Below are 23,466 nucleotides of genomic sequence, written 5' to 3' on the forward strand. Positions count from 1 at the left end.
ATCAGCCTGCGTCGGGGGCCGGAACCTGGATCACGGACAGGAACAGGCCCAGCTGGCGGATAGCGTCGGCGAAGCTCTCATAATTAACCGGTTTGGTGATATAGACATTGCAGCCCATATCGTAGCAGCGCTGGATCTCGATCTTGTCGTCCGTCGTGGTGAGCACCACCACCGGCGTCCGCCGCAAGGGGCTGCTCTCGCTCTTGATCCGCGCGAGAATGTCGATGCCGCTCATGTCCGGCAGGTTCAGGTCGAGCAGGATCAGCGCCGGGCCGTTGTGCACCGGACCATCCGCACCATTGTACAGAAATTCCAGCGCGGCGGTGCCGTCGGCGAAGTGGTGGATGGTATTGGAAATGCCCGCGCGGCGGATATTCTTCTCGATCAGGCGCGCATGGCCCTGATCGTCCTCGATCATCACGATGTTGACGGGACGATGATCAACCATTGCTTACTCCCTCTGCCCAGCGCAGGGGCAGGTTCACGCGAAAAGTGGAGCCGCTATCCAGTTCGGATTCCACTTCAATAAATCCACCTAGGCGATAAGCGAGCGCCCGCACATGGGCAAGCCCGATCCCTTCGCCCGGCTGGTCCTGCATGCCCGATCGGCGGAACAGGTCGAAAATCCGTTCATGGTCGCGCGGATCGATGCCACGGCCATTGTCCCGAACCTCGATCAGCACCCGGTCGCGCTGGGTCCGCCCGGACACCTCGATCCGTCCCGGCCGGCCGGGCTTCAGATATTTGGCGGCATTCTCGATCAGGTTCGACAGGATCTGCTCCACCGCAACCCGGTCGCTCGTCAGCGAGGGGAGCGCGCCGATCACCAGTTCGGTGCCCTCGTCCTGCAACCGGTGCTGGATGCTGGCGCCGATGCCCCGCACCAGCGCATTCAGGTCGAGCGGCTCGGGCGTCAGGGTGCGGCGGCCCTCGCGCGACAGGCGCAGGATGGCGTTGATCAGCCGGTCCATCTTCTGCGTCGAGCTGCGGATGAAGCCGATCGCTTCGGGCAAATCCTCTTCGACTGCGGCGCGGACGGCGGGCGTGGGTAGTTGCGGGCCCTCGGCATCACAGCGGGCGATATGCTCGGCCACCGCCTGGCGGGCGGCATCCAGCTCGGCAGTGAAGCCCATGACATTGACGAGCGGCGAGCGCAGATCGTGCGAGACAATATAGGCAAAGCGCTGGATTTCGGCATTGGCCCGCTGCAATTCGGCGGTGCGGGCGTCGACGAGATCCTCCAGATCGTCGTTGAGCACGCGCAGCGCCTCGCCTGAGGCATGCAGCTTGGCCATGTTCGAGCGGACCAGCAGCAGCGTGGCCACCGCGACGATCAGGATCAGGACACCCGATGCCACCAGCAGCGCATAGAACCAGCGCAGCGTGCGGTTCTGTTGTTCCTCGCGTTTGTGCAGCAACGCGCGCTCGCTGTAGAGCATCGTCTCGCCGACCCGCCGGATCTGTCGTATCCGGAGCACCGCCTCGTCATCGCTGAAATGCGCGTGCATCCGCGCCCGCTCGGCGCCCGTCAGTGCGGCGGTTGCGCGGTGATAGGCGAGATATTCGGCGAGCAGCCGCCGCAGCGCGGTGATGCGCGCCTGTTGTTCGGGATTGTCGCTGGTGAGCTCGCCGATCCGGTCCAGCAGCCCGTTCGCGCGGCCCTGCGCTTCCACCAGCCGCGTGCTGAAGCGGGGATCGTCGCTGAGCAACAGCCCGCGCCGCGCGGTTTCCATCTGCTCGGCGGCACTCGAAAAGCCGCTGAGCCGCGCTTCTACTTCCAGTGTGTGGGCTACCCAATAGCTGTTGGTTTGGTTCAGCCCCTGAATCCAGATCGCCATGCCGGCCGCTGCGATCAGCGCCAGAAAGCCGATGGTCAGCAATGCGGCAATCAGCCGATTGGCATGGGCGCTCATGCCCAGCGCAGGCTGCTTTGCTGTGTTCATCCGGCCCCGCCCGTTGGTGCGAAGTTGCACAGATAAAGCAGGACATAACAATCACAATGGGCTGATGCGACGAACGGAGTACGGGCGTGCCTTACCCTGCCCCTGGCTTGGGGCCGCCATACAGGCGCTCGCGCATGTCCCACGCCATACGGGCAAAATCGCCGCCCGGTGCAGCGTTGCGCGGGGGCGGTACTGCCGGTAGCGGATGCACGGCGATGAAATGGGCCTCGGCGACGATCCGCTCGCGGACATGGCCCGCCAGCGCGCGCAGTGCCTGGCGATGTTCGCTCCGTCGCTCATGCGGCGATGCGCCATACCAGCGCGTGGCATGGGCGTTGAAATGCTCGACCAGCGCGCGCGTCTCGCCGATTTCGCGCTCGGCGATTTCGGCGCAATCCGGATCCCGCGTCAGCGGCGCGTAAACTGTCGCTTCCATCTGCGACAGGTGCAGCAGCAGGTCGCGGGCCAGCGCCCAGCGGGCGGCGCGCATGGCATCGGCCTCTGCCGTCGGGGCGCCGCAGGCTGCCTCTTCGAGCCTGTCCAGCGCCCGGGCGATATGTCCATGCTGTCGCAACAGCCGGTCGATCAACACAAAAGCCTCCCAATGGAGTGCGGATTTTAGGCCGGAGCGGTGGCAGCCGGCGTTAAAAGGATGCTCCGTATCGCCGCGCTCAGTGTCCTTCCGGAGCGATCTGCAATTGGGGCCCTTTTTTTCGGAAAATCGCAATGTAACATAGCAATCCAGGCCGCGAACAAGGGGCAAATCCCTGCCGCAGCCGTCGTGAAAGGGAGAGGCTATGAAGATGCATTGGAGCGCGTCGGCAGCTTGGCTGGCGCTGATGGCGGCGCCGATCGCGGCGCATGCACAGCAGGCCGACGCCGGGGCACCGCAGGACCATCCGCAGTCGGAATCGACGCTGCAGGAAGTCGTGGTGACGGCGCAGCGCCGCAGCGAAAATCTGCAGGACGTGCCGATCGCCGCGACCGCCATTTCGGGGGATGCGCTGGCGGACAAGGGTGTGCAGCGGCTGGGCGACCTGCAATATGCCGCGCCTTCGCTGTCGATCACCGATCAGGGACTTACCCAGTCGGTCAACATCCGCGGCATCGGCATCGCCAGCGGCTCTCCGGCCGTGGCGAATGGTGTTGCGACCTATATCGACGGGGTGTTCCAGCCGCCGATCCTGACCGCCGGCAGTATGTACGACATCCAGAATGTCGAGGTGCTGCGCGGGCCGCAGGGAACGCTGGTCGGCTCCAATTCGACGGGCGGTGCGGTCTTCATCAACACGAAAAGCCCGACTCTCGACCGCATCGGCGGTACTGCGCAGGCGAGCTATGGCAATTACAACGCCTTCGGCGCCCAGGCGGCGCTGAACGTGCCGCTCACTTCCACGCTGGCGGTGCGGGTGGCCGGCAACCTGCGCAGCCATGACAGCTACTATACCGACATCGGACCCTATCATAACCAGCCCGACCGGCTGAACGAGCAGGCCGGGCGCATCAGCCTGTTGTGGCAAACCGGCCCTTTCCGCGCGATCACCAAGCTGGAGCTGATCGACAAGCAGACCGGTGGCTATGCCTATCACCCCATCGCCGGCACGGCCTTTTCCGCCGGCCGCACGAATGACATCCGCACGCTCAACTATAATGCGCCGACGCTGAACCACGAGCGTGGCGTGCTTTCGACTACCGAGCTGCGGTACGAATTCGGCGGCGGCACGGTGCTCCGCTCGGTCACCGGCTATCTCAACAAGCGGATCAACAATCTTTACGACAGCGACGGCTCGGCGCTCGCGGCGCAGACCGAAAATCAATATGTCCGGGAGCGCGAATGGACCGAGGAACTCAACCTGATTTCCCCGACCGGCGGCGCGTTCGACTGGATCGTCGGCGGCTATTTCCAGCGCAACAAGATCGACGTCGTCATTCAGAACGCCAATGGCGGCGGCGATCCGACCGATCCGACCAACATCAACCAATATGTCAGCAAGCTGACGCTGGGCGCGTTCGCGCAGGGCAATTATCATTTCAGCTCGAAGCTCGAGCTGCAGCTGGGGCTACGCTATTCCCACTTCCAGGCGGACCAGTCTGGCATCGTCACCATCGGCCGGGGATCGCCGATCTTCGGGCCGAACGGGCTGGCGGTCGCCAATCTCAACGGCAGCCATGGCGACGGCCGGATGACCGGCAAGCTGGGGCTCAACTGGAAGATCGACGACCAGACTTTCGCCTATGCCTTTGTCGCGCGCGGCTACAAGCCCGGTGGCATCAATTCCGCAACCTCGGGCTTCGGCCCGGAAACGGTTTGGGACTATGAAGCCGGCGTGAAGACGACCCTGTTCGACGGGCATGTCCGCACCCAGCTGGGCGGTTTCTACATGAACTATAACGATTTCCAGTTCGACGGCCGCGATCCGTCGACCGGACAGTCGGGCGTGTTCAATGTCTCCAATGCCAGCATCAAGGGGCTGGAGCTGCAGGTTCAGGCGCGCAAGGACCATTTCTCGGTCGATGGCGGCATCGCCTATGTCGATTCGACGCTCGACCCGGTGCGCACCGTCGATACACGCGTACTGCCGCCGCTCAACCAATATGGTCCGCAATGCGCCGCGGGCGTGGCATCGAATCCGCCCGTCTGCTTCGACTATGGCCCCTATACGGTAACGGCCGGCGGCGGACCTAACCTGTTCTCGCCGAAATGGTCTTACAATGTCGGCGCGCAATATGAGGTGCCCCTCAGCGGGCGGGCGACGCTCACGCCGCGGCTCAACTATGCCTATGTCGGCTCGCGCTGGACCAATCTGCTCTATGCGCCGTCGACGGATTATCTTCGCGGCTATGGGCTGTTGTCGGCGCAATTGACGCTGTCGCTGGGGGACTGGTCGATCGAAGGTTTTGCGACCAACCTCGCCAATGCCCGCTATGTCAGCGGCCAGAGTGGCAACAATGAATTCTATGGGGCGCCCCGCGAATATGGCGTGCGGGCGTCGGTTCGGTTCTGATCGACAGGAAGGGTTTGACGGATGCGATATGCTGCGTTGCTGAGTTCGGTTGCACTGGGCACGCTGTGGGTGCCCATCGGCAGCCATGCGCCGGCCGCGGCGGAGCCGTGGGCGCTGCCTCCGGCAAGCGGGCGGCTGCTCGTGGATGCCGAGGCAAGGTGTGCGGCACTCGCCCAGGCAACCGCCGGCGGCGCACATATCGTATCTGCCAAGTTCAACCCTGCGGGGCCGATCGCCGTTCCCCCCGGGCCGGGTGGTCCGCCGCCCGCACCGGTGGCCGCACCGGCGCACTGCGAGATTATCGGTATGCTGCAGGAACGGACCGGCGCCGATGGGCAGCGTTATGCCATCCGCTTCCATCTGCGCTTGCCGGCGGACTGGAACGGGCGCTTCTTCATGCAGGGCGGCGGCGGCAGCAATGGCGAGCTGGGCGATGCACTCGGGCGCACGGGTCCGAACGGATCGGTGCTGGTGCAAGGCTATGCGGTGCTCTCGCAGGATTCGGGGCATGACAATGCCACCAATGCCGCCCCCGCAAAGGGCGGCATGACGGCGTTCGGTTTCGACGCGCAGGCCCGCGCCAATTACGGCAACGCCTCGCTGCCGCTGTCGGTGGCAGCAGCCAAGGCACTGATCGGCCAATTCTACGGCGCTGCGCCGACGCGCAGCTATTTCGTCGGCTGTTCGAAAGGCGGGCAGGAAGGAATGATGCTGGCGCAGCGCTATCCCGGCCTGTTCGACGGAATCGTCGCGGCGGCCCCCGGCATGTCGCTGCCGCGCGCGGCAGTGGCGGAGGCGTGGGACACCCAGGCCTTTGCCGAGGCGGCGGCAAAGCCGCTGACCATGGCGACGCTTGCGGCCAGTTTCAGCGACAGCGACCTGAAGCTGGTGCGCAAGACGATCCTCGACAGTTGCGACGCGGCGGACGGCGTTGCCGACGGGCTGGTCAGCAATTTCGGCGCCTGCACCAGCGCACGGGTGGTTCCGGCGTTGCGCGCGATCGCCTGCAAGGGCGGCAAGCAGGATAGCTGTCTGGCGCCGGCGCAGATCGATGCGCTGGTCCGGGTGCATGACGGTCCGCGCGACAGCAAGGGCAAGGCGCTCTATGCGGCGTTCCCCTGGGACGCCGGCTGGTCCGACTTTGGCTGGCGCATCTGGAAGACTGGCAGCGCCGATGGCCGCATACCGGCGCTGAACGTCGCGCTCGGTGCCAACTCGCTCGCGATGGTGTTCACCACGCCGCCGTCCATGCCCGCGCCGGGGCTCGACGGGGCGCTGGCCTTTTCGATGGGGTTTGATTTCGATCGCGACGCTGCCAAAATCTATGCCACGGCGCCGGGGTTTCCCAATGCGGCATGGACCGATGTTGGCGCGCGTTCGCCCGATCTCGCGGCGTTCCGGGCGCGCGGCGGCAAGCTGATCGTGCCGCAGGGCGTGTCCGACCCGGTCTTTTCGATCGAGGACACGATCGACTGGTGGCGTGCGGTCAATGCCCGGATGCAGGGGCAGGCAGCGCAGACGGTGCGCGTCTTCCCCGTGCCGGGCATGGGCCATTGCGCCGGCGGTCCTGCGACCGACCAGTATGACGCCTTTGCCGCGCTGGTCGACTGGGTCGAGAAGGGCAAGGCGCCGGGCCAGATCATCGCTTCGGCCGGGCCGATGTCGCCCTGGCCGGGCCGCTCGCGCCCGCTATGCCCCTATCCGGAAGTGGCCTGGTACAAGGGCGAAGGCGATATCGAGAAGGCGGAGAATTTCGTCTGCCGCGCGCCGGGAACGCACCACTAGCGGCGCGCTGCCTCGATCTGGGCGCGGATCGAGCGGGTGAGGGCGAGGAGGTGCGTGCCACATTGCCGCATCGCCGCGCCCGCCGCTTCGGGGTCGCCGCGGACCACGCCTTCCGCCATGGCATGCGTGGCCGCGACGATCGGGGCGGCATAGTGCCGGTCCGGGCGGGATAGCAGCGGTTCGGCGCGTAGCTGCGTTTCGTACGAATAGAACCAGAAGCAGCGCACCAGCAGGTGCAGCGTCTGGTTGTCGGCGAGGGTGGCCACTTCGCGCAGCAGTGCGATCTGCGCTGACACGTCGCCGTCCATCATGGTCTCGAGCTGGAACCGCCCGGCCAGTGCGCGCAGGTGCAGCGGGCGTTCCGCCATCGCCGCTGCGCGTTCGGCGTGGATGTCGTTGATCCGCGAGATGATCGCGGCGCAGCGAACCAGATCGAGCCGCTGGGCGACGAAATGGCTGTGCGTGCTGCGCACCATGGCGCCGGTCGACGGTGCGCTCAGGCGAAAGCCACCCTGGCGCCCGCGTGCAGGCGCACCGAAGCCCAGGTCTTCCAGAATCCGCAGCGCCTGCACGATCACCTTTCGGGAGGTGCCATAGATGTCGCAAAGCTGTTCGATCGTGCCGATCGACCGCTTGCCGGCGATCCCGGTACGCAGCAGGTGCTGGACGATCGCGATGGCGCGTTTTGACGTGCCCCCTTCGATGACGATGCGCCGGTGTGCGGCACTTGCCGCTGCGTGGACATGATCGAGCAGCGCCAGCGTCAGCGCCAGCACGCCTTCGCTATCGGCGTCACACTCGCCGGGATGGGCCAGCAGCAGCCGGCGCGCCTCCGCAATGTCTTCCGGCTCGGTGCCGCGTGCGAGCAGATGCAGGGCCATCAGCTCGCCGGTTTCCTTCAGCGAAGGCTCTGCCACCACCAGCCCGCCGCCACACCCGCGCCGGCTCTTCAGCAACTGGCGCGATTCGAGGATGCGGATTGCCTGGCGCGTGGCGCGGGGGCTGGCGTGCAGCATCTCGCCAAGGCTGGTCTCCGGACCCAGCATCTGTCCGCCGGGCCAGCCCTGCTCGACGAGCAATCCCTCGATCCGGTCAGCCAATTGCAAGGCGAGCTTGCCGGGAGGCTGCAGATAGATGCCGGTTGCCTGCTGCAGCTTGGGTGACATGCCGCATCCTCCCTTGCGCCGCTACTGGCGAGCGGTCGTGGGCAAGATGTCGCATAGCGTGGCAATCGGGTCAAACGTTTGGCTGGGGCGCGCTTTAGCGCAGCGCCCAGCCATATTGGCTGGCGACGATCGCCGCCTGGGTGCGGTTGCGCACGTTCAGCTTGCGCATCAGCGCGGTCATGTGGACCTTCACCGTCGCTTCGGCGATGCCCAGTTCATGCGCGATCTGCTTGTTGAGCAGGCCCGAATGGACGTGGCGCAGCACTTCCAGTTGCGTCGGCGTCAGGCGGGGCGGGGTGTCGGCGCCATGGTCGACATCGTCCCGACGGCGGGGATTTAGTTGCAGCTCGGTTGCCACGTGCATCGCCTCTCTCCCTTGATCGACTCTCGCGAGCCGGGGCGTGACGCCCGGCTTCCCAGAGTCGTTAACGTTAACGTAGCGCGAGTTGTTGGACAGATTCAAGCGCAATCGGCACGGTTCGGCGAATTTCGATCGATTATGGGTGCGCGGAGGACCGCTATGCCGCGAAGGTGTCGGACAGATTTGGAGTGTGGATCAGGCGCGTGCGCGGTGCAGATGCGCAAGAACCTGCGCGCGCAGTTCGGCTGGTGCCGCCTGGGTGTGCAGTGTCAGCACCGCCTCGCCCGGCCCCGGCCGCTCGAGTGTAGCGAGCTGGCTGTCGAGCAGGCTCGCCGGCATGAAATGGTCCGTCCGCGCGGCCAAGCGGGCGAGCAGATGTTCCCGGCTGTTGTCGAGCAGCACGAATTGCACCTTCCCGCCGATGCCGTTGCGCAGCCGGTCACGATATGCCCGCCGCAGCGCCGAGCAGGCGACGACCGCCGCGCCGTGTGTCGAGATCGAGCCCGCCGCCGCCTGCGCCACCCGCTCCAGCCAGGGCCAGCGGTCTTCGTCGGTGAGCGGCTGCCCGTTCTGCATCTTGGCGATGGCGGCGGGCGCATGGAATGCGTCGCCTTCCAGAAACGGGCAGCCCAGCGCATCGGCTAGCAAGTCGCCGAGTGTCGACTTGCCGCAACCGCTGACGCCCATCACCACCACTGCACCAAGGGGAATGGGGAGCGCAGCAGCTTGCGAGTCGGGCATGGGCGCGACTCTGGAATGCCGGGGCTGCGCTGCAAATTACGACCTTGGTCGCAGATGCGGGCCGCGCCGCGCGGGGTTAGCCAATGGTATCAAGGCTTAACGCGGAGTTCCCGGACGATGGATATGCGCTGCATGATGGCCGGCCTGCATGTCGCCACCGCCCTCGCCGCGCCGGGGCAGGCGCATGCCCAGCAGGAATCGATCTTTCCGCGCGCCCCGGACGAGCCGCGCGCGGTGACGGTGAAGGCGAGGGGCGACGGCCGCGCCGACGACACCGCCGCCTTGCAGCGCACACTCGACGATGCGCACGACGCCACCCGGCATGGCATCGTCTTCCTCCCCTCGGGCCGCTACCGCATCACCCGCACGCTGGTGGTGCCGGCGGGGGTGCGTATCTACGGCGTGGGGCAGACGCGGCCGGTCATCCTGCTGGGCGCGAACACGCCGGGGTTCCAGCAAGGCGTCTCGACGATGATCGTGTTCGCAGGCGACGACCAATATGCCGTCGGCAAGGTGCCCGTGCCGGTTCCCACGGTGGTGCCGCGCGACAGGATCGTGCGCGATGCCAATTCAGGCACCTTCTATTCGTCGATGAGCAATATCGACATCGAGATCGGCGCCGGCAATCCTGCCGCGGCGGGCGTGCGCTTCCGCATGGCGCAGCACGCCTTTCTCAGCCACATGGAGTTTCGCCTCGGCACCGCCTTTGCCGGTGTCTATCAGGCCGGCAATGTCATGGAGAAGGTCCATTTCAAGGGCGGCCGCTACGGCATCGTCACCGAAAAAACCTCGCCCGCCTGGCAATTCACGCTGATCGATTCCAGCTTCGACGGCCAGCGCGACGCGGCGATCCGCGAGCATGAAGTCGACCTCACGCTGGTCAATGTCGCCATCCGCGACACGCCGGTGGGGATCGAGATCGACCGCGGCTATTCGGATTCGCTGTGGGGCAAGGATGTCCGGTTCGAGCGGGTGGCGAAGGCCGGTGTCGTCATCTCCAACGAGAACAATGTCTTCACCCAGATCGGCTTCGACAATGCGGTGGCGATCGACAGCCCGGTATTCGCCCGGTTCCGCGACAGCGGCAAGACGGTGCCGGGGAAGGGCAGGGCCTATCGCGTCACGGCCTTCTCCTATGGCCTGGCCGTGCCGAAGCCCGGCGAAATGGGCACCTACCGCACACAGGCGGACATCCAGCCGCTCGCGGCGCTGCCCGCCGCTCGCGCGCCGGCCGTGCGGGCGCTGCCGCCCATGGCCGAATGGGTGAACGTCCGCAGCCTGGGCGTCGCCGGCGACGGCAAGACCGACGACACCGCCGCGCTCCAGAAGGCGATCGACGCGCACCGCGTGCTCTATTTTCCGACCGGCTTCTACAAGGTCACCGACCGGTTACGGCTGCGCGCCGACAGCGTGCTGATCGGCCTGCACCCGGCAATCACCCAGTTCGTCCTGCCCGATGCCAATCCCGCCCATGCCGGGCTGGGCACGGTGATTCCGATCCTCGCGACGCCCAAGGGCGGCGACAATATCCTGTCCGGCCTGGGCCTGTTCACCGGCCGCGTGAACCCGCGTGCTTCGGCGCTGCTCTGGCGGTCGGGCGAGCACAGCCTGGTTCATGACGTGAAGATCATGGGCGGCGGCGGCACGCCGACCGTGGATGGCAAACCGCTCGGCATGTTGCAGGCGCGCAGCGGTGATCCGGTGGCGGACGGCCGCTGGGACGCGCAATATCCGAGCATCTGGGTCACCGATGGCGGCGGCGGCACCTTCACCGATGTCTGGAGCCCGAACACCTTCGCGCAGGCCGGCTTCTACGTCACCAACACCAGCACGCCGGGCCATGTGTATGAAATGTCGGTCGAGCACCATGTCCGCAACGAATTCGTGCTCGACAATGTCGAGAACTGGGAGTTTCTGGCGCCGCAGACCGAGCAGGAAGTGGGCGATGGCCCCGACGCCGTCTCGCTGGAAATCCGCAATTCGCGCAACCTGTTGTTCGCCAACTACCATGGCTATCGCGTCACCCGCAGCTATCATCCGGCGCTCGCGGCGGTGCGGCTGTTCAATGCGTCCGACATCCGCTTCCGCAACGTGCATGTGAATGCCGAAAGCGGCTTTGCGAGCTGCGATGACGAGGGCTGCGGCACCTTCCTGCGCGTCAGCAAATATCCGTTCGAGAATGCAATTCAGGATGTCACCGGCAAGCGACTGGTGCGCGAGCGCGAGTTTGCGCATCTCGATATCGGCGCGGTCGAGCGGCAGGTGGTGGAGAAGCCGCTGACCGGCCGGGTCGAGAAGCTGGAGGACGGCTTTTATTCGATCTCCGGCGCGGCGGTGGACGGGCAGGGGCGCCTCTATTTCATCGACCGGCGCTTCCAGCGCATCCAGCGCTGGAGCGAGGCGAAGGGGCTGGAGGTGATCCGCGATCACGCGCTCGATCCGGTCAATCTCGCCGTCGATGCCTCGGGCCATTTGCTGGTGCTGTCGTCGCTGGGGCCGAAGGGCGCCGTCTATGCGATCGACCCGGACGGCCCGCGCGACCAGCTGACGCGCATCGAGCCCACGCCGGTGCGCGGCGACAGCAAGGCAATCACGCTGCTGCCGGTCAACTGGTGGGCGAACGGCGAATTCCGCGACCAGCTCGACCAGAACAGCTATGTTTTCCACACGCTGGCCGATCTGTTCGCGGCAGAGGCGAGCGCTCCCAAGCCGCGCGAATATGTCTCCCCGGACGGCAGCATCGCCTTGCCCGAATTCCGGGTGTGGCAGCAGCGGCCGGCGGACCATGTCGGCTGGCGCTGGTCGCATGCGCTCAACGCCAACGGTCTGGTCGGCGCACGGCCGGGCGAGCGGCTGTTCGTCACCAACGGATCGGAGAACATCACCTATCGCGGCACGGTCGGCCCGGCGGGCACGCTGGTGGACCTGAAGCCCTTCGCCAATCGCGGCGGCGAGAGCGTGGCGGTGGCCAGCGACGGCCGCGTCTATGTCGCGAACGGGCAGGTGTTCGTCTACACGGCAGACGGCAAGGAAGCAGGCCGCATCGACGTGCCGGACCGGCCGCTCCAGATCCTGTTTGGCGGCCGTGACGGGCGGACGCTGTTCATCCTGACGCACCACGCGCTGTACGCGGCACGACCGTAGGGGAGGGGTGTTCCCCCGGCGAACAGGGCCCCGAAGCATACATTCCCTCCCTGAAAGGGGGGGGGATACAGGGGTTGGGCTGGCGATGGCCGGGGCTCGATGCCCCGGCCGGCGCCCATAGCTGCACCGCCGCCGCTCGGGCTTGCGCCCTCGCACCCACCCCCAGCCCCTCCCTGCAAGCAGGGAGGGGAGCGAAAGAGCCGGGGGGTGATCTCTCAACCGATCATCGCACACCCAGCCCCGTTCGCAATATCAACCCGCTAGCCGCGGGCGGTTGGGCGCTGGCGCTTATACGAGCCAGATTGCTCCCTTGCTGGACACCTCCAACATGGGAGTGGCGGATAATCGACGCCAAGGCGTGAAACGTTGATCATATTCTACCAGAATATAGAAACGACCGCAGGTCTGCCAACTGTTGCAAGGTGCCTGATTTGGTGGCTCATCCCAGGGCAAGGCAGCTAATCTCTGCAATGCCGCATGCGCTTCTTCTATCGTGCGGAACTCAGCGCCGGGCTCGCCATGCAGGTCGTCTTCTATGGCAAACATAATCGACAGGTATCCCGATGGGGGTGCCGCTGCAATGTCCACTAACCACTATTTTCGGACAGGGCGTCCGTTGCCGTTTTACCCTCTTGCCTACATCCCCTGATGCCATTGTTTACCCCAAATGGCTCCCTATGTTCGGCTTGCGCTCCACAAGGCGCCGCTCTTTGAACCTGTCGGATCAACACCCCGGTTGCCTCGCGCACATGCGCGCGTGCGCCTGAACTTCCTAAACTTTGCATCCGCGCGCGGTCTCGTCGCGATCCCTGCCGAAACGCGCGCATGCCTAAACTTCCTAAACTTCGCACCCCATGCAGGTTTCGAAACAGCGCCCGCACCGGGGGTGGCGGCGTGCGATCTGGCCGCCTCCGCCGGCGCGTCAAACGCCCCGATCTTCCCGCCTACCACCTATGTCTTACGTGCGGGCGGATCGCCTGCGGGCTAGCGTCGGACCAGCATCGCCAACGGTCGGTAAACGGCCGGATTTTTCGGAGAGGTTGGACGCATGAGGGGTATTTCCGCACCATATCTGTCGCACCACGGGGTCAGCCTGTTCGCGCTGGCGGCGATGGGGTTTGCCGGCACGGCTGCCGCCCAGACTGCGCCTGCGCCTGCCGAAGTGCCGCAACAGGCTCCCGCCTCCGCCCAGAGCGGCGATCAGGCGGGTAGTGCGGAGCAGAATGCCGAGATCATCGTCACCGGCTCGCGCATCATCGCCAGCGGCTTCACCGCGCCGACGCCCACCACCGTGATCGGCGAGCAGCAGATTGCGGCCAACGCGCAGCCCAACCTGTTCAACACCATCGCGCAACTGCCGTCGCTCCAAGGCTCGACCGGCGCGGCCACCGGCACGTTCAGCACCTCCAGCGGCCAGCAGGGGCTCAGCTCCTTCTCGCTGCGGGGCCTGGGCACGATACGCACGCTGACGCTGCTCGATGGCCAGCGCGTTGCCGCCGCCAATGTTACGGGCGTGCCGGACATCAGCCTGTTCCCGCAATTGCTGGTCCGCCGCGTCGATGTGGTGAATGGCGGTGCGTCGGCCTCTTATGGTTCGGACGCGGTGGGCGGTGTGGTGAACTTCATCACCGACACGCATTTCACCGGCTTCAAGGCGAATCTGCAGGGCGGCATCACCACCTATGGCGACAACAAGCAGGTGCTTGCCCAGGCCGCCTGGGGCAAGTCGCTGTTCGACGACAAGCTGCACGTTATCGCCAGCGGGGAATATGCCCATGACGACGGGGTCGGCCCGGGCGATTTCGGCACCGATCTGGCCCGCAGCCGCAACTGGTACAAGGCGACCACGCTGCTCAACACGAACCAGACGAACAATGGCTCGCCGCAGTTCGTCTACAGCGATTATGCCCAGCCCTATCAATATGCCCGCTACGGCCTGATCAACAACGGTCCGCTGCAGGGCATTGCGTTCGACGTGAATGGCCGGCCGTATAACTTCAACTATGGCTCGAACGGCCAGCCGCTCGGCAATGGCCGGGTTAGCAACTGCTATCCGGGCAACAGCTTCTGCGTCGGCGGCGATCTGAGCGGTGCGCCGGGGTCGGGCGCGTCGCTCGTCTCGCGGTTGCAGCGTGTGGTGGGCTTCACCCGGATCGGCTATGATTTTGCACCGAACAACGAGATCTACGGCACGCTCAATATCGGCCAGGTCAAGACCAACAACCAGCCGAGCCCCGGCTATAACCGCCCGAACCTGACTGTGCAGTGCGCCAACCCCTATCTGCCGCAGTCGGTGCGCGACCAGTGCATGGTGGCGGGCATCACCTCGTTCAACTTCGGCACCAGCAACGGCGCCTTTCCCGACCCGCAGGTCTATACCGACCGGCGCCAGTATCGCGGTGTGATTGGTGCCAAGGGGCGGTTCGGCGTGGCGGGCCGTGACTGGAATTACGACGCCTATTACGAGCATGGCGTCACCATCTCGGACATCAACGTCCATGATATCGTGCTGCAGAACCGCTATGTCGCGGCGACCAACGCCATTCTGCTCAACGGCGCGATCGTCTGTGCCGATGCCGCGGCGCGGGCGGCGGGGTGCCAGCCGATCAACATCTTCGGCGGCTTCGCGCCTTCCTCCTCGGCGCTTGCCTATGTCACGCCCGCCAACGGCCCGTTCCAGCACACCAAGCTGACGCAGGATGTCGCCAGCCTCAATTTCTCGGGCAATCTGCTCGATCTGTGGGCGGGGCCACTGACGCTGGCGTTCGGCGGCGAATATCGCCGCGAATTCTACCGCGTGAATGCCGATCCTTATGGCGCCGGGGTCAGCAGCGTCAGCCCGAACAGCACCGCCTATCCCGCCGATCCGCTGCTCAATGCGTCACTGGGCAGCAACTGGGCGGCCGGCAACTACAAGAATGGCGGCGGCAAATATCATGTCTGGGAAGGCTTTGCCGAAATCAACCTGCCGCTGTTCGACAGTCAGGGCATCGGCAAGGCGAACCTGAACACGGCGGCGCGCTACACGCATTACAGCACGTCGGGCTCGGTATGGGCGTGGAAGATCGGCGGCACCTGGGAAACGCCGATCCAGGGCATCCGCCTGCGCGGCGTCACCTCCCGCGACGTGCGTGCGCCGAACCTGTCCGAACTGTTCGCCGCACCGACCGTGACGACGCTGCCGAACTTCGCCAATCCGTTCCCGCCGGCCGGCGCGGTCCAGGCCTTCCAGAACACGGTGGGCAACCCCAATCTGAAGCCGGAAATCGCGCGCAACACCGAACTGGGCATCACGCTCGCCAATCCGTCCTGGCTGCCGGGGCTGAGCCTGTCGTTCGACTATTATACCATCAAGCTGAGCGGCGTCGTCTCCACCCTGTCGGCCGACCAGATCGTCCGCTTCTGTTTCGAGGGCAATCAGGCGTTCTGCGGCGGCTTCGTGCTCAACAGCCCGGTGCAGGGCGGCAATTATATCAACGTGCAGCCGTTCAACCTCGCCTCGTGGAAGACGAGCGGTTTCGACATCGAGGCCAGCTATCAATGGCGTCGCCCGCTGGGTCTGCCGGGCAGTTTCACAGTGCGGGCGCTGGGCACCCATGTCAGCGAGTTTCTGGTGCGGGCGGGCATCGTCGGCGTCGATACGGTCGACAATGCCGGCGCCAACACGGGCAACACCCCGAACTGGAAGTGGCTGGCCGTCCAGAGCTACGACACCGACCGGTTCGGCCTGTTGGTGCAGGAACGCTGGTTCTCTGACGGCGTGTTCGGCAACCAATATGTCGTGTGCAGCAGCAACTGCCCGGCTTCGACCGGCAACCACCCGACGATCAACCGCAACTTCATGCCGGGCGCCTTCTATGTCGATGTCGGCGGATCGTACAAGCTGACCAGCGGCGTGCAGGCCTATTTCAAGGTCGACAATCTGTTCAACGTCGATCCTGCGCCGTCGCCGCAAACCAACACCGGCCTCGACGTGAACCCGGCGCTGTATGACACGATCGGCCGCACCTACCGCCTGGGCGTACGGCTTAACTTCTGACGGTCCTGAAGGGCTCGCGGACCATTTCGGTGACGCGGGCCCGCCGTTTCGATGTTCGGCAGAGAGGAGAGGGGTGGTGCCGGTTGCAGGAATCGAACCCGCGACCTTCGGTTTACAAAACCGCTGCTCTACCAGCTGAGCTAAACCGGCACGGCGGCATCAGGCCGTACCCCGTTCGCTCCCTGTGGTCGGTTTGGTTGCGCCGGTCAAGATAGCTGCCGGCGCGCCGGACATTCGCCAGGCCCCAAAAAGATGCGCCCGCCTGTTGGACAGGCGGGAGCAGGTGCTTGGGGGTTGACCTGGAAGATCAGAACTTCACGGTTGCGCTCAGCGCGATCTGGCGACCCAGCGAGTCATAGCGCGCAGACAGGGTGTTGTTGCGCGAGAGACCGTAATTGTACGAGTTGGCCAGGATCGGCGGCGTCCGGTCGAAGATGTTGTTCGCGGCGAGGCGCAGCGAATAACGCTCGTTGACGCGGAAGTTCACTGCGACATCGAAGTAATCATATGCCGGGATGCGATAGAAGGTGGTCCGGACGTTTGCCGGCGTGCCTCCCAGCGTCGGATCGCCCGAATTGGTGACGTTGGTCAGACCGCTCAGGTGGCGCCAGTTCAGCGACACCAGGAACTTCTGGTTGGGCGTGGTATAGCCGGTGCGGAGCGTATGCGACCAGGTCGGCAGCAGCTGGCCGCACGGTCCGCCATAATAACCGCCCGCGCAGTTGGTGGTCGGCAAGATCGGCGAATCCTGGCCGCCCAGGAACGTCGCCAGCGAGCCGTTGAAGTCGAAATCCAGCTTGCCGAGGTTGCCCAGCGGCAGCGCATATTGCGCCTGGAAGTCCCAGCCATGCGCCTTCGACTTGTAGTAATTGGTCGTGCCCTGGCGAACATAACCCGTCGCCGGATTGGTGTTCGGGTTGCTGAACAGCGTGCCGTCTGCATTGCGGACGAAGGCCTTGCAGAAGAAGTCGCTGCCGGTCTGGGCGCAGCCATTCGAGAAGTAGGAATAGTCATTATACCCGATCGATTGGTTGAGATCGATCAGATAGCGATCGGCCGACAGCACCAGACCGCGCAGGAACCGCGGCCGCAGCACCAGGCCGAAGGTCTTGGTGTAGGCGGTTTCCGGATCCACCGTGAAGCCGCCGCTGCGATAGGTACAGCCGACGTCGGTCGGGCAGATCAGCGTCGGGCTGCCGTAGAGATTGTCCGCCAGCCCCGTAGCCTTACAGGCCGCCCGCGATGCCTGGGGAGCACCATAGACCGGCACCTGCTGCCCGGTCTTGGGGTCGATCGTATAGGTGACGGTGGGGGCGCAGGGATCGTTATAGGCGGTGGTGATCCGGCCATAGCTGATATTCGCGCCCTGGCTCGCCTCCACTACCGTCGGCGCACGCTGTGCCCGATTGATCGATGCCCGGAACGTGATGTCGCTGATCGGCGCCCAGACCAGTTCGGTCTTCCAGGTGGAGAAGGTCTTGGGATTGGTGTTGTACTTCGACAGGCGGAACGCGCCGTTGAACTGCAGCAGATCGGCGAACGGCTTGTGCTCGGCAATCGGCACCTGCAGCTCGGTCATGCCTTCCCAGACATGCTGGCCAAGCTGGTTGTCGCTGCCGCCATTCTGGTCGCGATAGATCGCGTCGGCATAGCTCTTCAGCTTGTCCTCGCGATACTCCACGTTGAAGGCGACGGCTACGCCCTGCTCTGCAAACGGGCTCTTGATGCCGAGCGTGCCCAGATCGCCCTGCACGGTCGCGAGCGCATCATACAGGGTGTTGACGGTGGTCGACGTGCCGTAGGTGCCGTTGCGGAGATAATTATAGAGCGTGGAGTTGTTGGTCTTGGAATAGGCGCTGAACGGATCGAACGGCACGCAGCCATCTGCGCTGCCGGACGCGCAGGCGGGAGTGCCATTGACCAGCACCGAATTCAGCGCGTTGTTGACCCGATTAAAATCGAGAAGGCCGGTACGATAGTCCTGCCGGTTGCGGGCATAGACACCGCCGACGTCGTAGCTCCAGCCCTTCGCGAAGGTGCCGCGCACGCCGCTGCTGATGCGCAGGCCCTGGTTGATATACACGTCCTGCTCATCGGGCACGCCGGAGAAGCGATAGCGCAGCTCGATCGGCACGGCCGTGGCGGTGCCCGCCGCGTTGCCGCAGATCGTCTGCGCTTGCGATGCGGACATGAAGGGGTTGTTGCAATATACCGTGTAAGGCGTGGAGCCATAGACGGTCGAGCTATACACGCGCGCCGGGAACAGGTTGACGGACTTGTCGCTGAACCACATTGCGTCGGTGTAGAGCGTGGCGGCATCGGAAATGTCGAACGACAGGAAGCCGCCAGCGTTCCAGCGATGCGAGGCACGCTGGAAGGAATAGCCATCATAGGGGTTCGCCGCGACGGCCGCAGAATAGGGCACGAAGCTGCGGCTGCCATCGGGGTTGTTCACATAGGCATTGCCGCTGTTCGGTCCCGAGCGCGGCGAGACATATCCCGTCTTGGTGTAAGTGGAAATGCTGCAGGAAAGCGGGCCGTCCTTGGTGTTCTGCAGCAGCTGGCAGCCCGAGGTTTCGCGCGCGCCATAGGGCACCAGATCGCCCTGGCGGTAATTCACGAATGCCTGTGCGTGCAGGCGGTCGTCGAACATCTTCTTGCCGACGGTCAGCGCAAGATCGGAGCGACCGCCGTCGGTGGTGAGGCCCTGCCGCGGCTGCGCAAAGCCATATTGGCTGGCGACCTGCGAGATGAGCCCCGGCTTGTTGTCATGCGCATAGAAATTGTAGTTGCCGTCCAGTCGGATGCCGGTGAAATCCCGGTCCATCACGAAGTTGACGACGCCGGCCACTGCATCCGAGCCATAAACGGCTGATGCGCCACCGGTCAGCACGTCGATGCGCTTGACCAGCGCAGTCGGGATCATGCCGGTGTCTTCGCCGTTCATCGTGCCGAGACGCTTGCCGTCGACCAGCAACAGGGTGCGTTCGAAGCCCAGATTGCGCAGCTTGATACGCTGGCGACCGTCGGAATCCTGATAGTTTTGCTGACTGTCGGGCGCGATCTGCGGCAGCCGATTCAGTACGTCTTCAATATTGACTGCAGCTTGCAGCTTGATCGCTTCCGAGGTCACCGACGTGATCGGAGCGGCTGCGGTGGCATTCGGGCGCGTGATGCGCGAGCCCGTGACGATGACTGTGTCGGTCTCGGCGGACTGGGGCGAATTGGACTGGCCGGCATCCTGTGCGAGCGCAGGCGCAGCGATCATGCTGGCGAAGCAACTCGTCCCCAGCAAGAGCTTGGTCATTCTCTTCATCACGTTCCCCTTCTTTGACAGGGAGGCCGGAGGATCCGGGCTCCAGACATGGCGAACCCCGGGGCGCCGCATTTACGGTCACCCCGGGGAACGCGAATGCTCGTTACATCCGGAAGCTGATGCTTGCGGCGAACACACGGCCGTTCTTGTAGAGAGCGGTCGGTGCGTTCGGCGTCGAGCTGTACTGGTAGTAGGTTTCGTCGAGCAGGTTCGATGCGCTCGCCGTGACCGAGATGTTCTGCGTCACCTTGTAGGAGGCGGAGAAATCGAGCTGACGATAGGCATCGGTATAGTCCGCCGACGACAGGCGGCCGAAGACATAGAAGTACTTCGAGCGATAGTTGTAGCTCAGACGCGCCTGGAACGGGCCGCTCTCGAAATACGGCACGATGTTATAGGTGTCGCGCGACAGATAGGGCAGGCCCTGACCGTTCAGGCCGGTATCCGCGCTGGCGAAGGTGTAGTTCGCCTGGATGCCGAAGCCGTAAGCGATCGGCGTCTGCGCGGTTAGCGAGAAGCCGGTCACCGATGCGCCGCCGCCGTTGACCGGGGTCGAGATCGCATAGGTGTTGCTCTGGCCCGTCAGCGGGTTGGTCAGAGTCTGGCTGACATTCTGGTTGCTGATGTAGTTCGAGATGTCGCGGTAGAAGACTTCACCCGAGATATAGCCCGACTTGGTGAAGTACCACTCGGCCGACAGGCCGAAGTTGGTCGCCGCATAGGGCTTCAGATCCGGGTTGCCGCCGCTGCCGGTCTTCTGCGTGTCGTCCAGCGACAGGGCGCCGGCGAGCTGCGAATACCGCGGACGGGCGATCACCTTCGCCGCTGCCGCGCGGATCACGACATTGTCGCCTGCGTCATAGGCGATGTTCACCGCGGGCAGGAACCGGTCGTCGTTGCGCGGCGTGACCTGCAGCACGGCCTGCCCGTTCGACTGGACATAGTAGAAGGACGTGTCTTCGGTGTGGACGAAGCGGCCGCCGATGTTGCCGCGGAACTTGTTCCACTCGAAGTTCGCCTGGACATAGCCGGTGGCGATCTTTTCCTTCACCTTGAAATAGGATCCGGTGTCGAGATCGCGGGTCACATTGAGCGTGCCGGCAGCAGTGAGCGCGGCGATCGCGTTCTGCTGGGTCAGCGTCGCATAGGGCGTGCTGTTGCCGCTGGTCGACAGGCCATTATACAGGTTGCTGGCCAGCGTGTACGCACCCAGATCCGCCAGCGTGAACGCCTTGTTGGTGAAGGTCGCGCCGCCATAGGTGCTCTGCTTGTTCAGGTGATCGTTATAGCGGGCACCGAACAGGATCTTGGTGAACGGACCGAACGCCACATCTCGGCTGAAGTCGATCTGGCCGAACTTCTCCTTGTCGAGCGTCTGGTCGGCGTTCGTGATGCCGCCGATCTGGGCGCCGTAGAAGCCCGCGCCATTGGTAGCGCGCAGCACGGCAGGCTCGGTCTGCATGCTCGATTCCGCCGGCGAGGTGCTGACCCACTGCGTGCCGTCGCTGGCCGGATTCTGCCAGTTGAGCATCGTGTTGCGACCATTGGCGCCGACGGTAAAGCCCTGCAGCGTGCGGAAGTTCAGCAGATACTCCGGCTGCTTGCCGCCCGAGGCCCGGCTCCAGCCGACGTTGCCGGTGACGCTCCAGCCATTGACATCCCAGTTCCACGCCAGCGTGCCGCTGTCGTTCTTCACGCGGGTACGGCGGAAGTTGGTGTCAAGCTCGCCGGTCCAGTTCTTGCCCGAGCCCGGGCCATAGGTGGCCGAGGTGATCAGCCCGTTGCTGATGGTGGCCGACTGCGCCAGCCCGCCACGAACATTGTAGCTGAATTCTGAGTTGCTGAAGTTGTCGTAGTCGCCACGGATGATGAGGCCGGTGGCAGTCAGCGTCAGGTTGCTCGCCGGCTTCCACTGGGTGGCGCCGGAGAAGCTGAGACGTTCGCGGGTCTGCTGGAAATATTCATGCGCCAGGAATGCGGGCAGGCGGGCGGAGAGCAGATCCTTGTAGCTGCCGCCATTGACCTTCAGGTTCGGGTTCTGCGGAACCGGATTGCCGTTGGTGTCGGTGACGACATTGCCGTTATTGTCGTGCTGGAAGAAGGTGTCGCCAGTCATGTAGCCATAGACCGCAACGCCCGCGCGGGCGAGATATTCGCGGTTGTAGCTCACCGAGCCCAGGAAGCCGAACGTGTCGTCGTTGTTGTGCCAGCTGTAGAGCAGCGAGGCGCGCGGGCTGCCGCGTTCGGATCGATCGTTATACTCGTAGCCGGCGGTGCCGGTGATCGTGTTCGGCTTCAGGTCCAGCGGCTTGCGGGTGACGACGTCAACGGTACCACCGATCGCGCCTTCCTGCAGGCGGGCTTCCGGCGTCTTGTACACGATCGCCTGGCTGATGATTTCCGGCGACAGCAGCGCATAGTTGAAGCTGCGGCTCGAACGGTCGGACGGGTTGCCGCCCCAGTCCGCCGAAGCGACCGAATGGCCGTCGATAAGGATGCGGTTCAGCGCCGGCTCCACGCCGGCAATCGACACCTGCTCACCTTCGCCGAACTGGTGGTCGACCGTCACGCCCGGCAGGTGCGACAACGATTCAGCAACGTTCGTGTCGGGGAACTTGCCCACGTCTTCGGCGCTGATCACGTCGACGATTGCATCGGCCTTGCGCTTGGTCGCGGCCGAATCCTGCAGCGACCGGCGGAAGCCCGTGACAACGACTTCGTCCTGGCTGTCCTTGCTGGTCTGCGCAGCAGCAGGCGCGGCGACAAGTAGCGCCGACGCGGAAGCTACCAGCAGCGCGGTCATTCCTGCCGAACCCAGCAGTGACTGGTGCATTGCCTTCATTGTTATTCCCACCCTTTCTCTTTCGGTGCGATCCCCGGGGACCGGTTGTTATTTGCCGCTTCTGTTGAGGCTGTCGGCGGCGTGAATGGCCGTGGTTCCGCTTTGGTCGGTCACGGCAAAGGTGAAGCCGGGTTGCAGCGCCCAGGCGCCTACCCGACCATTTGTATCGATCGCCAGAAAGGCGACCTGCGCGTCCTTGACGGCGTCGCCGCGCAGCTTGGCGATATGGAGGATGGCTTCGCGGCATGCCTCCATCGGCGACATGCCGGCGCGCATGGAAGCGACGACGCGGGCCGATCCGGCGATGCGCGTCACTTCCTCGCCTACACCGGTCGCGGTGGCGGCGCCGACCCCTGCCTCAACCAGCAGACCGCAGCCGGATTGCGGTGAATCGCCAACGCGCCCGCGTAGCTTGAACGCCATGCGCGAGGTGGTGCAAGCGCCCGCCAGCCGGCCCGCAGGGTCGCGTGCCAGAATGCCGATCGTGTCGTGGTCGAGCGCTGATCCGCGTACGTTTTCGCTGTTGGCGATCGGCTGGTATTTCGCCGTCTTCAGCCACTCCTTCCAGCCGGCCTCGGCCTCCGGCGTCGGCATGTGCGTGCGTGCAAAGCCTTCCGCCAGCGCAAACTGATGCGCGCCTTCACCGACCAGCATGGTGTGCGGCGTATTTTCCATCACACGACGTGCGACCGAAACAGGGTGCATGAAATCTTCAAGCGCGGCGACGGCGCCGACATGGCCGAGATCGTCCATGATGATCGCGTCGAGAGTCACATGTCCGTCTCGATCGGGATAGCCGGCGAAGCCGACGGAATGATTGGCTGGGTCTGCCTCTGGCACGCGGGCACCCGCTTCGACGGCGTCGAGCAGCGAGCCGGTTTGCTTCCAGCGCGCGTAGGCGGCGGCATTGGCCGCGGCGCCGAAATCCCAGGTGGAAACGATAACTGCGCCGTTGATGCCCGCGGCAGCAGCGGCGCGCGGTGCGGACGCAAAAGCGGCGCCCATTACCCCCATCACCAGCGCTTCGCGGCGCCTCGTCTTCATTGCAGCATCCCCTGATTCGGCGCGTTTGCGCTCGTTCGACCCGAGGGCGGTGAACATGGTTCTGTCACTGCCTGTCGAGG

At 64.7% G+C, this 23,466-nt stretch carries 14 protein-coding genes and 1 tRNA gene; 4 read left to right on the forward strand and 11 right to left on the reverse strand.

Annotated features, from left to right (window positions below):
* Position 1 precedes the first annotated feature (1 nt).
* The 3 genes from ACT53M_RS11760 to ACT53M_RS11770 form a co-directional block, all read right to left on the reverse strand.
* Entirely contained in the window at positions 2-448 is a 447-nt protein-coding gene (locus tag ACT53M_RS11760) for a response regulator (protein WP_476233556.1), read from the reverse strand.
* On the reverse strand, positions 441-1,943 hold the full coding sequence (locus ACT53M_RS11765) for a sensor histidine kinase (RefSeq protein WP_476233557.1): 1,503 nt from the start codon (positions 1,941-1,943) through the stop codon (positions 441-443). Before ACT53M_RS11765 ends, ACT53M_RS11760 begins: the two co-directional genes overlap by 8 nt.
* 91 nt (positions 1,944-2,034) lie before the next feature.
* A complete protein-coding gene (locus ACT53M_RS11770) occupies positions 2,035-2,535 on the reverse strand; it encodes a hemerythrin domain-containing protein (RefSeq protein ID WP_476233558.1) in 501 nt (166 codons plus the stop codon).
* 205 nt (positions 2,536-2,740) lie between these two features.
* Between ACT53M_RS11770 and ACT53M_RS11775 the strand changes: the two genes are divergently transcribed.
* Together ACT53M_RS11775 and ACT53M_RS11780 are read left to right on the forward strand one after the other, a co-directional pair.
* The gene (locus tag ACT53M_RS11775) at positions 2,741-4,948 is read left to right on the forward strand and encodes a TonB-dependent receptor (protein WP_476233560.1); all 2,208 of its coding nucleotides are present in this window, start codon (positions 2,741-2,743) and stop codon (positions 4,946-4,948) included.
* 21 nt (positions 4,949-4,969) lie between these two features.
* On the forward strand, positions 4,970-6,733 hold the full coding sequence (locus tag ACT53M_RS11780) for a tannase/feruloyl esterase family alpha/beta hydrolase (protein ID WP_476233562.1): 1,764 nt from the start codon (positions 4,970-4,972) through the stop codon (positions 6,731-6,733).
* Here ACT53M_RS11780 and ACT53M_RS11785 read toward each other — a convergent pair.
* From ACT53M_RS11785 to ACT53M_RS11795, 3 genes are all read right to left on the reverse strand, one after another.
* Positions 6,730-7,899, reverse strand: coding sequence for a hypothetical protein (locus ACT53M_RS11785; RefSeq protein ID WP_476233564.1), 1,170 nt, complete (start codon positions 7,897-7,899; stop codon positions 6,730-6,732). The genes ACT53M_RS11780 and ACT53M_RS11785 overlap by 4 nt on opposite strands.
* A 94-nt stretch (positions 7,900-7,993) precedes the next feature.
* Positions 7,994-8,263 (reverse strand): response regulator transcription factor, encoded by a 270-nt coding sequence (locus ACT53M_RS11790; protein ID WP_476233565.1) that lies wholly within the window; start codon positions 8,261-8,263, stop codon positions 7,994-7,996.
* 192 nt (positions 8,264-8,455) lie between these two features.
* Positions 8,456-9,001: a gluconokinase gene (locus tag ACT53M_RS11795; RefSeq protein WP_476233566.1), complete on the reverse strand. Its 546-nt coding sequence runs from the start codon at positions 8,999-9,001 to the stop codon at positions 8,456-8,458.
* Positions 9,002-9,118: 117 nt separating this feature from the next.
* Here ACT53M_RS11795 and ACT53M_RS11800 point away from each other — a divergent pair, with 117 nt between their 5' ends.
* Positions 9,119-12,145, forward strand: coding sequence for a glycosyl hydrolase family 28-related protein (locus ACT53M_RS11800; protein WP_476233568.1), 3,027 nt, complete (start codon positions 9,119-9,121; stop codon positions 12,143-12,145).
* Positions 12,146-12,433: 288 nt separating this feature from the next.
* Here the strand turns inward: ACT53M_RS11800 and ACT53M_RS11805 are convergent, their stop codons facing one another.
* Positions 12,434-12,691 carry a hypothetical protein gene (locus tag ACT53M_RS11805; protein ID WP_476233570.1) on the reverse strand — a complete coding sequence of 86 codons (258 nt, stop codon included), beginning with the start codon at positions 12,689-12,691 and terminating at the stop codon, positions 12,434-12,436.
* A 502-nt stretch (positions 12,692-13,193) separates the two neighbouring features.
* Between ACT53M_RS11805 and ACT53M_RS11810 the strand changes: the two genes are divergently transcribed.
* Positions 13,194-16,184, forward strand: a complete 2,991-nt coding sequence (locus ACT53M_RS11810; RefSeq protein WP_476233572.1) for a TonB-dependent receptor plug domain-containing protein — start codon at positions 13,194-13,196, stop codon at positions 16,182-16,184.
* Positions 16,185-16,258: 74 nt separating this feature from the next.
* Here the strand turns inward: ACT53M_RS11810 and ACT53M_RS11815 are convergent.
* The 4 genes from ACT53M_RS11815 to ACT53M_RS11830 all read right to left on the reverse strand — a co-directional run bounded on the left by ACT53M_RS11815 (position 16,259) and on the right by ACT53M_RS11830 (position 23,386).
* Positions 16,259-16,334: transfer RNA gene (locus tag ACT53M_RS11815), tRNA-Thr, on the reverse strand.
* Positions 16,335-16,491: 157 nt separating this feature from the next.
* The gene (locus ACT53M_RS11820) at positions 16,492-19,500 is read right to left on the reverse strand and encodes a TonB-dependent receptor domain-containing protein (protein WP_476233574.1); all 3,009 of its coding nucleotides are present in this window, start codon (positions 19,498-19,500) and stop codon (positions 16,492-16,494) included.
* Between the two features lie 103 nt (positions 19,501-19,603).
* Positions 19,604-22,342, reverse strand: a complete 2,739-nt coding sequence (locus ACT53M_RS11825) for a TonB-dependent receptor (protein WP_476233576.1) — start codon at positions 22,340-22,342, stop codon at positions 19,604-19,606.
* Between the two features lie 48 nt (positions 22,343-22,390).
* The gene (locus tag ACT53M_RS11830) at positions 22,391-23,386 is read right to left on the reverse strand and encodes a glycosylasparaginase (RefSeq protein WP_476233578.1); all 996 of its coding nucleotides are present in this window, start codon (positions 23,384-23,386) and stop codon (positions 22,391-22,393) included.
* Positions 23,387-23,466 lie beyond the last annotated feature (80 nt).

This window comes from Sphingomonas sp. DMC6, from assembly GCF_056314225.1.